Source organism: Pseudomonas sp. LAIL14HWK12:I7, assembly GCF_000483465.1.
Taxonomy (GTDB): Bacteria; Pseudomonadota; Gammaproteobacteria; order Pseudomonadales; family Pseudomonadaceae; genus Aquipseudomonas; species Aquipseudomonas kermanshahensis.
Genome location: NZ_AXYZ01000014.1, coordinates 1 through 15750, shown reverse-complemented (window position 1 = coordinate 15750; position 15750 = coordinate 1). Strand labels below are relative to the sequence as shown.

Here is a 15750-nt window from a genome sequence, read left to right as displayed (position 1 = left end):
AGATCCGCGGGTTGCGGATTGAACTGGGTGAAATCGAAGCGCGCCTGCTGGAATTGCCAGCGGTGCAGGAAGCGGTGGTGCTGGCCCAGGACGGGCCGAGTGGCAAGCAGTTGGTGGGCTATGTGGTACCCGCCGACAGCACGCAAGACGAGGCCGCGTTGCGCGACAGCCTGCGTGAGGCCCTCAAGGCCGGGCTGCCGGATTACATGGTGCCCGCGCACCTGCTGTTGCTGAGCAAGCTGCCGGTAACACCGAACGGCAAGCTGGACCGCAAGGCCCTGCCGCAACCGGATGCCAGTTTGCTGCAAGGCGAATACATCGAACCCCAGACCGAAATGGAGCAACAGATCGCAGCGATCTGGGCCGATGTACTGAAGCTGGAGAAGGTCGGCCTCACTGACAACTTCTTCGCGCTAGGTGGCCATTCCCTGTTGGCGACTTCGGTGATCGTGCGCATCCAGGAGCAAGCCGGTGTTTCGGCCGAGCTGAAAGAGCTCTTCGAGTTCCCTGTCCTGGCTGACTTCAGCCGCCAGCTTGAAACCAAGGCGCCCGTCATCGACGCTACCCAGGACCAGTTGGCCAAGTCCCTGGCGTTGCTCGACAGCTTGAGCACGGAAGAGCTCGATGAGCTGGTTTCCTAGCTTTTTGACTTAGCAGGGACCGTGTGGGAGCCGGCCAACCGGCGCCCACACGGTAAGCGGCGCGAATTTCCATCTAAATCCTTGCCAGTGCTCAATCGTCTACCTACGGAGGAAATTGAAGAGCTGATTTCTTAGGAGATTCCCTGTGCAAGAGCTGCTCGATACGGTCGTATCGTTGTCCACCCAAAAACGTAAGGCGTTGGCAGCCTTGCTCAAGAAACAAGGCGTCAACCTGTATGGGGTCACGCCGATCTTCCCGAGGGATCCAGAAGAGCCGGTACTGCTGTCCTATGCCCAGCAGCGGCTGTGGATACTGTCACAACTGGGGGAGGTGAGTACCGCGTACAACCTCTCGTCCGTCTTGCGCTTCAAAGGGCAGTTGGACACTGCTGCCCTGCAGCGCAGCTTCGAGGCGTTGATCGCCCGTCACGAGACATTGCGCACCACCTTCCGCCTGGAAGGCGAGCAGGCCATACAAGTGGTCCATGCGCACACCCCCTTCGAATTGATGTTCGAACAGCTGGAGCAGGCCGATGACGCCAGCGTGCGTCGTCACGTCGAGCGCGAAGCCCATCTGCCCTTCGACCTGCAAACGGGCCCGCTGTTGCGGGTGAAGTTGCTGGGGCTGATGCCGGGCGAACAGGTGCTGGTGCTGACCCTGCACCACATCGTATCTGACGGCTGGTCGATGCCGCTGATGATCAATGAACTGGTGCAGCTCTACCAAGGCTACAGCCAAGGGCAGGCGGTGGAGCTGCCTGTGCTGCCGGTGCAGTACGCCGACTACGCCATCTGGCAGCGAAACTGGATGGAGGCCGGCGAGCAGGCGCGACAGCTCGCCTACTGGACCGAGCAACTGGGTGACGAACAGCCCGTGCTGGCGCTGCCCACCGACCGGCCGCGGCCCACGACCAGCAGCTACCACGGCGCCCGCGTTACTGTGGCAATCGACAGCACGCTGGCTGGCGCGCTGAAGCAGTTGGCCCAGCAACAGGGCGCGACGCCCTTCATGGTGTTGCTGGCCAGCTTCCAGGCATTGCTGCACCGCTACAGCGGGCAGTGCGATATCCGTGTCGGTGTGCCCGTCGCCAACCGTAATCGGGTCGAGACCGAGCGGCTGATCGGCTTCTTCGTCAACACTCAAGTGCTGCGCGCAGAATTCGACCTGCAGATGACCTTCACTGCGCTGCTGCAACAGGTCAAGCAACGTGTGCTGGGTGCTCAGGCGCACCAGGACCTGCCGTTCGAGCAACTGGTGGAGGCCCTGCAGACCGAGCGCAACCTCAGTCACAGCCCTTTGTTCCAGGTGATGTACAACCACCAGACCCAGGCCAAAGGCGAGCGCCGCCGTCTGCAGGGGCTGGAAATGGAAGAATTGGCCTGGGACAGCCACACGGCCAAGTTCGACCTGACCTTGGACACCTTCGAGCATGAGCAAGGCATCAGTGCTGCGCTGACCTATGCCACTGACCTGTTCGAGGCTAAGACTATCGAACACATGGCCCGGCACTGGCTGAACCTGCTGCAGGGGATTGTTCACGAACCACAGCAGCGCGTTGCCGATCTGCCTCTGCTGGCAGAACAGGAGCAGGCCCGAATCATTCAGGACTGGAACCGCAACCCGGCGAAATTCCCCAGCGAGCACACGCTTCATCAGTTGATCGAAGCCCAGGTCGCGTTGTCGCCGAATTCACCCGCCTTGAGTTTTGCCGGCCAGACACTGAGCTACGGCGAATTGAACCGCCGCGCCAACCGCTTGGCGCACAAACTGTGCGAACTGGGTGTCGGGCCCGACGTACTGGTGGGGCTTGCCGTGGAGCGCAGCCTGGACATGGTCGTCGGCCTGCTCGGCATCCTCAAGGCGGGCGGCGCTTATGTGCCGCTGGACCCGGAATACCCCCAGGATCGCCTTGCCTACCTGTTCGAGGACAGTGCCATCGGCTTGTTGGTGACCCAAAGCCACGTGCGCGATGCCTTGCCGATTACGCCAGGCATGCAGACCGTGAACCTGGACGATAGGGCGCTGGCCGACTACAGCGAGGCGAACCTGGATCGCGTGGTATCACCGCAGAACCTGGCGTATGTGATCTACACCTCGGGTTCCACGGGCAAACCCAAGGGTGCGCTGCTGGCGCACCATAACGTGGTGCGCTTGTTCGCGGCGACCCAGGACTGGTTCCGGTTCGATGCCAGCGACGTATGGACGGTATTCCACTCCTACGCGTTCGACTTTTCAGTGTGGGAGCTGTACGGCGCGCTGCTGTATGGCGGCAAGGCGGTCATTGTGCCGAGGGATGTGGCGCGTTCACCGCAAGATTTCCATGCGTTGTTGGTCAGCGAGCAGGTCACAGTCCTGAACCAGACGCCCTCGGCGTTTCAGCAACTGATCCCGCTGGCCTGCAACGCAGCGCAGGCTGGCAACCAGCTGGCACTGCGGCATGTGGTGTTTGGCGGTGAGGCGTTGGATGTGAGCAGCCTCAAGCCCTGGTTCGACGTTTTCGGTGACCACCAGCCGCGCCTGATCAACATGTATGGCATCACCGAGACCACGGTGCATGTGACCTATCGGCCAATCCGTCGGGATGATCTCAAGCAGGTTGGCAGCAGCCCGATTGGCGAGGTGATTCCTGACCTGAGTTGGTACCTGCTGGACGGCGCGTTAAACACGATCGTGCCCGGTAGCCAGGGTGAGCTGATGATTGGCCAGGAGGGCCTGGCACGTGGCTATCACGGTCGCCCGGCGTTGACTGCAGAACGTTTCGTACCGAACCCATTCGATAGCCACGGTGGCCGCCTGTACCGCTCGGGAGACTTGGCCCGCTATGGCGGTGATGGCGTGATCGAGTACCTGGGGCGCATCGATCACCAGGTGAAGATTCGTGGTTTCCGTATCGAGTTGGGTGAGATCGAAGCACGCCTTCAGGAGCAGGGCGCAGTGCGCCAGGGGGTGGTGGTTGCCCAGGATGGCCCGCATGGCAAACAGTTGGTGGGGTATGTGGTACCCGTCGACAGCGCGGTCCTGGACAGCCTCGAAGGCCAGGTTGTGCTGCGGGCTTCCCTGCGCGAAGCGCTCAAGGCAAGCCTGCCGGAATACATGGTGCCGACTCAGGTGCTGTTCCTCGCCAGCTTGCCGCTGACCGGCAACGGCAAGCTGGACCGCAAGGCGCTGCCGCAACCGGATGCCAGCCTGCTGCAGGGCCAGTTCACGGCGCCACAAAGTGCATTGGAGCAACGGATCGCAGCGGTCTGGGCCGATGTGCTGAAGCTGGACAAGGTGGGCCTTTACGACAACTTCTTTGAACTGGGTGGCCACTCCTTGCTGGCGACCCAGGTGATGGCTCGCCTGCAGGTTGAGCTGGGCATCAACTTGCCGCTCGCCTTGCTGTTCCAGGCCCAAAACCTGCAGGCATACGCAGCCATGATCAGTGGCTTGAATACCAATACCGATGCAGACCTGGACGACCTCCAGGACTTCATGAGCGAGCTTGAGGCAGTTTGAGATGCAAACGGATAACAGAAACTTGGAACTGGTAAAACGCTTCATTGGCCTGCCCCTGCCCCAGCGCAAGCTCTTTCTTGAAAAGCTCGCATCGAAGGGCATGAGCCTTGCGCAGTTACCGATCCCGCAGAGCCGTGGCGATGTCGACCCGATACCGCTTTCCTTTGCTCAGCAAAGGCAATGGTTCCTTTGGCAGCTGGAGCCGCAAAGTTCTGCCTACAACATTCCTGCTGCCTTGAAATTCACCGGTGCACTGGACATCAGCGCTTTGCAGCGCAGTTTCGAGTCGTTGATCGACCGCCACGAAACGCTGCGTACCACCTTCCGGCTGGAGGGTGAACAGGCGGTACAGGTCCTTCATCCGCACATGCCGTTCGCGCTGGTCGTGGAGCCTGTCGAGGCCACTGCGCCTTCTGTTCGTGCCTGCCTTGAAGCTGAGGCCCAGCTGCCCTTCGACCTGGAGCATGGGCCACTGATGCGGGCCAGGCTGTTGCAGTTGGGGGCGCAAGAGCACGTGCTCACACTGACGTTGCACCACATCGTGGCTGACGGGTGGTCCTTGCCGGTGATGGTGCAAGACCTGGTCAAGCTTTATGAAGGGTTCAGCCAAGGCCGCGACGTGCAGTTGCCGGCGTTGCCGATCCAGTACGCCGACTACGCCATTTGGCAGCGGGCCTGGATGCAGGCGGGTGAACAGGACCGGCAACTTACCTACTGGAAAGCACAGTTGGGTGATGAGCAACCGGTGCTGGAGTTGCCGACCGATCGTCCTCGCCCGGCGGTCCACAGCCAACAGGGCGCACGGTTGGAAATCCCTTTGGACGGGGAACTGGTCGGTTCGCTCAAGCAATTGGCGCAGCAGCAGGGCGTGACACCGTTCATGCTGTTGCTCGCCAGCTTTCAAACGCTGCTGCACCGCTACTCAGGGCAGGCGGATATCCGCGTGGGCGTTCCGATCGCCAACCGCAACCGTGCCGAGACGGAGCGCTTGGCGGGCTTCTTCGTCAATACCCAGGTGCTGCGTGCCGAGTTCGACCTGGGCATCACCTTTACCGAGCTGCTGGAGCAAGTCAGGCAGCGTGCTTTAGGCGCGCAGGCGCATCAGGATTTGCCTTTCGAACAACTGGTCGAAGCTTTGCAGCCGGAGCGCAGCCTCAGCCACAGCCCGTTGTTCCAGGTGATGTACAACCACCAGACCGAGACCAAAAAAAGCGAAGGGCGCAACCTGCCAGGCCTGCTGATGGAGGAGTTGGCGGCTGAGAGCCATGTGGCCAAGTTCGACCTGGCACTGGACACGTTCGAGCACGAAGCGGGTATCAGCGCGGCGTTGACGTATGCGACCGATCTGTTCGATGCGGCCACCATCGAGCGCATGGCAGGGCATTGGCTGAACTTGCTCGTCAGCATCGCAGGGCAGCCGCACCAGCCTGTTGCAGGCTTGTCGATGCTGAGCCCGCAAGAGCAGCAACGCGTCATCAGCGACTGGAACAGCACGCAAGCGGATTACCCTGCCGATAAAGCCATGCACCAATTGTTCGAAACTCAGGTGCGTGTGTCACCCGACGCCCCGGCTTTGTTGTTTGGCGAACAGGTGTTGAGTTATGCAACGCTGAACGAACGGGCCAACCAGTTGGCGCACAGGCTTCGTGAGCAGGGGGTAGGCCCGGATGTGCTGGTGGGCATCGCTATGGAGCGCAGCCCTGAAATGGTGGTTGGCCTACTGGCAATCCTCAAGGCGGGTGGCGCCTATGTGCCGCTCGATCCTGAATACCCGCAGGACCGTATCGAGTACATGCTCGAGGACAGCCAGTCGGTCTTGCTGTTGTCCCAGTCGCACTTGCTTGCGCGCATGCCTGAGGAGTTCCATGCCAGGACTTTGTTGCTGGATCAGTTGTCGCTGCAGGCATACCCGGTAACCGATCCGGTCTGCCTGACCGAACCGGGCAATTTGGCCTACAGCATCTATACCTCTGGGTCCACAGGCAAACCCAAGGGTGTTCTGATCGAGCATCGCAACGTAACGGCGCTGATTGGTTGGGCACTGACGGTTTACAGCCAAGAGGACCTGTGCGGTGTGCTGGCCTCGACCTCGATCTGTTTCGACCTGTCGGTGTGGGAGCTGTTCGTCACGCTGTCGGCCGGAGGCTACGCGGTGCTTGCTGCCAACGCGCTGGAGCTGCCACACCTGGCGGCCAAAGACCGCGTACGCCTGGTCAACACCGTACCTTCGGCAATCAAGATGCTGCTTGAGACCGATGCCTTGCCGGCAACCGTTCGCACCATCAACCTTGCCGGGGAAGCGCTGAAGCAGTCGCTGGTCGACGACTTGTACGCGACCGGGCATGTGCAACAGGTGTATGACCTGTACGGCCCTTCCGAGGACACGACCTACTCCACCTTTGCCCTGCGTTGCGCCAATGGCAAAGCCAACATTGGCCGGCCGATCGCCAACAGTGCGGTTTATCTGCTGAGTGAAGCGGTAATGCCGGTACCGGTAGGTGTAAACGGCGAGCTGTACATGGCTGGTGCGGGGTTGGCACGGGGTTATCTCGGCCGCCCAGGCCTGACAGCCGAACGCTTCATTCCCGACCCGTTCGATGAGCAGGGCGGCGGCAGGATGTACCGTACCGGCGACCTCGCCCGCTACCAGGAAAACGGGCTGATCGAGTATGCCGGTCGCATCGATCACCAGGTGAAGGTCCGTGGCTTCCGTATCGAGCTGGGTGAGATCGAGGCGCGGCTGCAGGCCCAGGAGGCCGTCCGCGAAGCGGTCCTGTTGGCTCAGGATGGCCCAAGTGGCAAGCAATTGGTGGGCTATGTGGTACCGGCCGATGATGCCGTGATGCACACACTCGAGCAGCAGTCAGCGCTGCGTGATGCGTTGCGTGGCCAGCTCAAGCAAAGCCTGCCGGAGTACATGGTCCCGGCGCAGCTTGTGTTCCTCAACGCGTTGCCGCTGACGCCCAATGGCAAGCTGGATCGCAAGGCGCTTCCACAGCCCGATACCAGCGTGTTCCAAGCCCAGTACCTTGAGCCTCGTACCGAACTGGAACGCAGTATTGCTGCGGTCTGGGCGGGTGTGTTGAAACTGGAAAAGGTCGGGCTGACCGATAACTTCTTCGAGCTGGGTGGCGACTCGATCATTTCCTTGCAGGTGGTCAGCCGTGCGCGCCAAGCAGGCATCCAGTTCACGCCCAAGCAATTGTTCCAATTCCAGACCGTACAAGGCTTGGCATCGGTTGCGCGCTGTGCCGATAACGTTGTCATCGACCAAGGCGCAGTCACCGGTACCTCGCCGCTGACACCTGTTCAGCACTGGTTCTTCGATCAGGCGATGCCCCAGCCTGAGCATTGGAACCAGTCGGTACTGCTGGCACCCAGCGTAAGCATCGACCCGCAGCATCTGGGTGCCGCACTGCAACACGTGCTGCAGCACCACGACGCGCTGCGCCTGGGTTTTGATCAGGCAGGCGGAAGTTGGCAAGGCACGTTCAACGATGTCGATACCCAGGACGTGCTGTGGCATCGCTCGTTCAGTGACATGGACGCGCTTTTGCGCGCGGCCAGTGATGCGCAGCGCAGTTTCACGCTCGGTGGCCCCTTGATGCGGGTATTGCTGGGCACGTTGCCTGATGGTGACCAACGGCTGCTGTTGGTGGTCCATCACCTGGTCGTTGACGGTGTGTCATGGCGTGTACTGCTTGAGGATCTGCAGCAGGCCTATCTGTCAGTCTCGGCCGGCCAGCCTGTCGAATTGCCTGCCAAGACCAGCGCCTACAAGGCTTGGGCCGAACGACTGCAGGCGTACGGCAAAAGCGCCGATCTGGCTCAGGAGCTGAGCTACTGGCACGCACAGTTGCAGCATGCTGACGACGATTTGCCCCGTGATCATCTGCAAGGCGGTAACCAGGTCAGGCACGCCGCCTACGCAAGCACCCATCTGGATGCACAGTGGACGCGCAAGCTTTTGCATGAAGCGCCCATGGCCTACCGCACCCAGATCAATGACCTGCTGCTCGCAGCGCTGGCGCGTGTGGTGGCCCGTTGGACCGGGCGGACTAACGTACTGGTGCGCCTGGAAGGGCATGGCCGTGAGGACGTGTTCGACGACCTGGACCTGACACGTACCGTGGGTTGGTTCACCAGCATCTATCCGGTGACCTTGACCGCTCAGGCGCAACTCGACAGCTCGATCAAGGACATCAAGGAGCAACTGCGGGCAGTCCCCAACAAGGGTATTGGATACGGGCTGCTGCGCTATCTTGGCAGCGATGACAGCCGGCAGGTGCTGGAGAGCCTGCCGCAGGGTGAAATTGTCTTCAACTACCTGGGGCAATTCGACGGCAGTTTCCAGGAGCAAGACAGCGTCTTCACGCCAGCCAAGGAGGATGGCGGGGCCAATCAAAGCGAAGAGGCGCCCTTGGGCAGCCTGTTGGCACTGAACGGGCAGGTCTATGCGGGCGAGCTGAAAATGGGGTGGACCTTCAGCCGGGAACTGTTCGACGCGTCGACCATTCAGCGCTTGGCTGATGAGTATGCCCAGGAACTCAAGGCGCTGATCACCCACTGCTGCCAAGCGGCCAATCGCGGAGTCACGCCTTCGGATTTCCCGCTGGCCCGCTTGAGCCAGGCCGAACTGGACAGCCTGCCGGTACCCGCCGCCGAGATCGCCGATATCTACCCGCTGGCACCCATGCAGCAGGGCATGTTGTTCCATACGCTGTACGAGCAGTCGGCCGGCAACTACATCAACCAGCTCCGTGTAGACGTGGACGGGCTGGACGTGGAGCGCTTCAAGCATGCCTGGCAGGGCGCGCTGGGGGCGTACGATATTCTGCGAACCGGTTTCGTCTGGCAGGGAGACCTGGACCACGCGGTGCAGATCGTACGCAAGCACGTCGAGCTGCCGTTCACTGAACAGGATTGGCGCAATCAGCCAACGGCAGATCAAGCGCTGGACGCGTTGGCCGAGCGTGAGCGACAACGCGGCTTCGTGCTGGATGCAGCCCCCTTGTTGCGCCTGGTGTTGGTGCGTACCGGTGAGCAACGTCATCATCTGATATGCACGCATCATCACATCCTGATGGATGGCTGGAGTACGTCGCGTCTGTTGGGGGAAGTGCTGCAGCGCTATGCCGGTCAGGCACTGCCGACCCAGAGCGCGCATTACCGCGAATACATCGCGTGGTTGCAGCGCCAGGATGCGGTTGCCGCTGAAACCTTCTGGAAGGAGCAATTGACGGCGCTGGAACAACCGACGCGTCTGGTGCATGCGATACGCATGGCGCCGGGTGAGCAGGCATCTGGTCACGCAGCCTTCCACCAGGTTTTCGACCGCGAGCAGACCGCACGTGTCGAAGCGTTCGCCCGGGCTAACCGGGTCACGGTCAATACGCTGATGCAATCTGCGTGGATGCTGCTTCTGCACCGCTATACGGGGCAATCGACCGTGTGCTTCGGCGCTACGGTAGCAGGGCGACCGGCTGACCTGCCGGGTGTGGAGGAACAGATCGGCTTGTTCATCAACACCTTGCCTGTGATCGGTTCCCCTCGCGTGGAGCAGACGGTGGCTGAGTGGATCAGCCAAGTGCAAGCGAGCAACCTTGCCCTGCGTGAGTTCGAGCACACGCCGTTGTACGAGGTGCAGCGCTGGGCAGGCCTGGGCGGGGAGGCACTGTTCGATAACCTCCTGGTGTTCGAGAGCTATCCGGTGTCCGAAGCCCTCCAGCAAGGCGCGCCGGCCGGCTTGCAGTTTGGGGAAGTGGCTAACCGGGAGCAGACCAATTACCCCCTCAGCGTGGCAATCGGGCTCGGCAATGTGCTGTCCGTCCGCTACACCCATGATCGAACGCTGTGGAGTACGCAAGCGATCCAAGGGGTCGCCAGCCACTTCGCCAATCTGCTCGAGGCGCTCGTCGACAATGCCACCACGGCACTGGGCGACCTGCCTCTGCTGGATCCGCAAGCAGCACGCCTGATGGTCTCGGACTGGAACTACCAGGCCGCCGTCAGCATCGATGAGCTGAGTGTCAGCCAGTTGATCGAAGCGCAGGTAGCACGGACGCCTGACGCCGTGGCGGTGCTTTTCGAGGGGCAGTCGTTGAGCTATGCCGAGCTGAACCACAGGGCTAACCAACTGGCAGGCCGGTTGCGTGAGCTGGGTGTAGGCCCTGATGTGCTGGTCGGTATCGCCATGGCGCGCAGCCTGGAGATGGTGGTGGGGTTGCTGGCTGTGCTCAAGGCGGGCGGCGCCTATGTGCCGCTGGACCCGGACTACCCGCAGGACCGCTTGGCCTATATGCTCGAGGACAGTGATATTCAGCTGTTGCTGACGCAGGCATCATCGGTTGCGCACGTACCGGTGCCGGCACGGATGCACTGCGTTGTCGTCGACCAACACGATGAATTTGCAGGTTACCCGGGCGAGAACCTGACGCAAACCAGCGTCGCGCAGAACCTGGCCTACGTCATTTACACCTCTGGCTCGACCGGCAAACCGAAAGGTGCAGGCGTTGATCAGCAAGCACTCTGTGGTCGCCTGCGCTGGATGCAGAACGCCTATGGTCTCAACGAGCACGATGTGGTCCTGCAAAAAACATCGTTCAGCTTTGACGTGTCCGTGTGGGAGCTGCTCTGGCCATTGACCTGTGGTGCCAAGGTGCTGCTGGCACGGCAGGGTGATCAGCGTGACCCGGCGCTTCTGATCGATCTGATTCGTGCCCATGGCGTCACGACCCTGCACTTCATTCCGTCCATGCTCAAAAGTTTCCTCGACGCGGAGCACGTTGCCCACTGCCACAGCCTGAAGCGTTTGTTCTCCGGTGGCGAAGCCATCACCCATGACCTGCTCAACAGGGCCCTGGAGTGCTTGCCGCACGTGGCAATCTACAACCGTTACGGCCCGGTCGAGGCGACGATCAATGCGACTCACAGTGAGCGTTTGAGCGTTCGGCAGGGCGACGTCGAGATCGGCAAGGCGCTGCCTGATACGCGGATCCATATTCTCGACTCGGGCCTCAATCCGGTGCCGGTTGGCGTCTGTGGAGAGCTGTACATCGGTGGTAAAGCCCTGGCACGCGGTTATCACCGCAAGGCCCAGCTCTCGGCAGAACGGTTCATCCCCGATCCGTTTGGAACCCCTGAGGGTGAGCGCCTGTACCGCACCGGTGACCTGGCGCGCTACCGCATCGATGGGGTCGTCGAGTACGTCGGGCGTATTGACCATCAGGTGAAAATTCGCGGTTTCCGTATCGAACTCGGTGAAATCGAAGCGCGCCTACAGGCGTTACCAGGTGTGCGTCAAGCCGTGGTATTGGCTCAGCCAGGGCCGCAGGGACACCAGTTGGTGGGTTATGTGGTGCCGACCGAGCCATCGGTGGTGCAAGGCGGCGCTGATACTCAGTCGACGCTGCGTGATGCCCTGCGGGTCGAACTCAAGGCCGCACTGCCTGAATACATGGTGCCTGCACACTTGCTGTTCCTGGATCAGCTGCCGCTGTCGCCGAATGGCAAGCTGGACCGCAAAGCCCTGCCACACGCGGATGCCAGCCTGTTACAGCAGGCCTACCTCGAACCGCAAACGGACCTGCAGCGTACGATTGCAGTGATCTGGGCGGACGTATTGAAACTGGACAAGGTGGGGCTGGCCGACAACTTCTTCGAGTTGGGCGGCGACTCGATCATTTCCTTGCAAGTGGTCAGCCGGGCACGTCAGGCCGGCATTCAATTCACGCCCAAGGAGTTGTTCGAGCACCAGACGGTACAGGGGCTGGCTTCGGTTGCCCGGTTGTCGGCAGGGTTGAGCATCGACCAAGGCCTGGTCGTGGGCGACATGCAACTGACCCCGATCCAGCGTCGCTTCTTCGATGCGGATATCCCCGAGCGCCATCACTGGAACCAGTCGTTGCTGCTCACGCCGAATACCGCACTGGAAGCGGATCGACTGAATGCGGCGTTGCACGCGTTGCTTGCCCATCACGATGCGCTGCGCTTGCAGTTCGCACCGTCAGGTGGCAATTGGTCGGCCAGCTTCGGCACAGCAGCGCCGTCAGCGGTGTTGTGGACCCGTACGCTGCGCGACGACGAAGCGCTGCGCGGGCTTGTCGACGAGGCGCAACGCAGCCTCGACCTGGAACAAGGGCCGTTGATGCGTGCGGTGCTGGCGTTGCTGCCTGATGGTAGCCAGCGGTTGCTGCTGGTGATCCACCACCTGGTCGTGGACGGTGTTTCATGGCGGGTATTGCTGGAAGATTTGCAACAGGCCTATGCCTCGCTGGGTTCCGGTCAAGCGCCGAGCTTGCCGGCCAAGACCAGTTCGTTCCAGGCCTGGGCCCAACGCTTGCAGGCCTATGCCAGCAGCGTCGAGCTGGAGCATGAGGTCAGCTATTGGCAAGGTAGCCTGCAAACGGCACGAGGCGCGTCGTTGCCTGTGGACCATCCGGGTGGCGAAAACCTGGTCAGGCATGCCGCCTCGGTGACGACCCGCCTGGATAAAACCTGCACCCGTCAGCTCTTGCAGGATGCGCCAGCGGCCTATCGCACGCAGATCAACGACTTGTTGCTGACCGCGCTGGCGCGGGTGCTTAGCCGCTGGATAGGGCAGCCGGACGTAGTAGTTCGTTTGGAAGGGCATGGACGGGAGGATGTGTTCGATGACCTCGATCTGACCCGCACCGTTGGATGGTTCACCAGTGTTTATCCGGTGAAATTGACCCCGAGCGCTGGCATGGCTGATTCGGTCAAAGCGATCAAAGAGCAACTGCGCGCGGTGCCTGAAAAAGGCATTGGTTATGGTGTGCTGCGCTTCCTGGGGAGTGATGAACAGCGTCAGGCACTGGCGCAGTTGCCACAGGGTGAAATTGTCTTCAACTACTTGGGCCAGTTCGACGGCAGCTTCGGCGATGAGGCAGGCCTGTTCGTTCCCGCTAAAGAGTACAGCGGTGACCCCCATGACCAAGCCGCGCCACTGAGCAATCTGCTGGCAATCAACGGTCAGGTGTATGCCGGTGAGCTCAAACTTGGCTGGACCTTCAGCAGCGCGTTGTTCGATGCGTCGACAGTGCAACGCCTGGCCGACGAGTACGCTGAAGAGCTCAAGGCGTTGATTGCCCATTGCTGCGTACCCGGGCATCGCGGGTTCACCCCGTCGGACTTCCCGCTGGCACGTTTGAGCCAGGTACAACTGGACCACTTGCCCGTGGCGGCGGCTTCGATCGCCGATGTCTATCCGTTGTCGCCGATGCAGCAGGGCATGCTGTTCCACACGCTCTACGACCAACAGGCCGGTAACTACATCAACCAGTTGCGGGTCGATGTCGAGGGGCTGGATGTACAGCGCTTCAAGCAGGCCTGGCAGGCGGCGTTGGATGCGCACGACATTCTGCGCACCGGGTTTGTCTGGGAAGGGGACCTGGACCAGGCGATGCAGGTGGTCCGAAAGCAGGTGACGCTGCCGTTCAGCGAGCACGACTGGCGTGGAGCACCAGCGCTCGAAGCGGCGCTGCAAGCATTGGCCGAAGACGAGCGTCAGCGTGGTTTTGCGCTTGATGAGCCGGCGCTACTGCGCCTGGTGCTGGTCCGTATTGACGATGACCGTTACCACCTGATCTATACCAACCACCATATTTTGATGGATGGCTGGAGCACGTCGCGCCTGCTGGGCGAAGTCCTGCAGCGTTATGCTGGCCCGACGACCGGGTTCCAGGCCACGCACTATCGGGATTACATCGCCTGGCTGCAACGTCAGGATACGGCAGTTGCCCAAGCCTTCTGGCAGGCCCAGCTGGCCGCGCTCGACGAGCCGACGCGCCTGGCCCAGGCCATTGCCGGTAGCGCAGGCGATGCGGGCAGCGGCTACGGTGATCATCGCCTGGCCCTCGATGCCGAGCAGACCGCACGCATCGAAGCCTTCGCCCGGGCTAACCGCGTCACCGTCAACACCCTGGTGCAATCGGCCTGGTTGCTGCTGTTGCAGCGCTGTACCGGTCAGGCCAGTGTGTGCTTCGGCGCCACGGTGGCCGGCCGCCCGGCGGATTTGGCCGGGGTTGAGGAGCAGATCGGCTTGTTCATCAACACCCTGCCGGTGATTGGTGCGCCCCGTGCCGAGCAGGGTGTCGGCGAGTGGATCGGCCAGGTTCAGGGTTGCAACCTGGCGTTGCGCGAGTTCGAGCACACCCCGCTGTACGACGTGCAGCGCTGGGCCGGGCAGGGCGGTGACGCGCTGTTCGACAGCATTCTGGTGTTCGAGAACTACCCGGTGTCCGAGGCGCTGCAACAAGGCGCGCCTGGCCGCTTGCGCTTTGGCAACGTGGCCGTGCAGGAGCAAACCAACTACCCACTGACCCTGGTGGTTGAGCTGGGTAGCAGCCTGGCGATGCACTACAACCACGACCGTACGCGGTGGAGCGACGAGACCATTGGCCGCCTGGCGGCCAACTTTGCGGATTTGCTGCAGGCACTGGTCGCGGATGCGGATGCCGCAGTCGGCGAGCTGCCGATGCTGGACCTGCAAGAACGGCAGTTGATGGTCGAGGGTTGGAACGACACCGTCGCGGCGTACCCGAATGAGCGCAGCATTCACTCACTGATCGAAGCCCAGGTGTTCGCCACCCCGGACGCCCCGGCGTTGGTGTTTGGTGAGCAGACCCTGAGCTACGCCGAACTCAACGGCAAAGCCAATCAGCTGGCGCACAAACTGCGTGAACTTGGCGTGGGCCCGGACGTGCTGGTGGGCATCGCCATGGAGCGCAGCCTGGAGATGGTCATCGGCTTGCTGGGTATCGTCAAAGCCGGTGGCGCCTATGTGCCGTTGGACCCGGAGTACCCGCAGGACCGCCTCAGCTACATGTTCGAAGACAGCGGCATTGCCTTGCTGCTGACCCAGTCGCACCTGCGTGATGCCTTGCCGATCCCGGCTGGTCTGCGCAGCCTGGATCTGGATGTCGAGGATTTGACCGGCTTCAGTGATGCCAATCCTGGCATCGACGTAGCCCCGCTGAACCTCGCCTATGTGATCTACACCTCCGGCTCCACCGGCCGCCCGAAAGGCGCCGGCAACAGCCACCAGGCACTGGTCAACCGCCTGTGGTGGATGCAGAAAGCCTATGGCCTGGACGCCAGCGACAGCGTGCTGCAGAAAACCCCGTTCAGCTTCGACGTGTCGGTGTGGGAGTTCTTCTGGCCACTGATGACCGGCGCGCGCCTGGTCATGGCCCAGCCGGGTGCCCACCGCGACCCGCAGCTGCTGGTCGACACCATCAACCAGTACGCCATCAGCACCTTGCACTTCGTGCCGTCGATGCTGCAGGCGTTCATGACCCACGAGGCGGTGGAAAGCTGCCGCAGCCTCAAGCGTGTGGTGTGCAGTGGCGAGGCATTGCCGGCCGAGCTGGCGCGCCAGACCCTGCAACGCCTGCCAGCGGCCGGCCTGTACAACTTGTACGGCCCGACCGAAGCGGCCATCGACGTCACCCACTGGACCTGCCGCCCAGACGAGAGCATCAGCGTGCCGATCGGCCAGCCGATCGACAACCTCAAGACCCACATCCTCGAAGGCAGCCTGCAACCGGCAGTACGCGGCAGTGCCGGCGAGCTGTACCTGGGCGGCGTAGG

At 61.8% G+C, this 15750-nt stretch carries 2 protein-coding genes and 1 pseudogene (1 of these 3 only partly in view); all 3 read left to right on the top strand.

What is annotated here, in order from left to right:
* Positions 1-641, top strand: a pseudogene (locus tag D886_RS0114335) (non-ribosomal peptide synthetase) (it extends 5548 nt beyond the left edge of the window).
* A gap of 145 nt (positions 642-786) precedes the next feature.
* A complete protein-coding gene (locus D886_RS26990) occupies positions 787-4140 on the top strand; it encodes a non-ribosomal peptide synthetase (protein WP_033694208.1) in 3354 nt (1117 codons plus the stop codon).
* 22 nt (positions 4141-4162) lie between these two features.
* Positions 4163-15750 (top strand): non-ribosomal peptide synthetase (locus D886_RS26985; RefSeq protein ID WP_177323895.1); only part of this gene is annotated, 11588 nt, incomplete at its 3' end.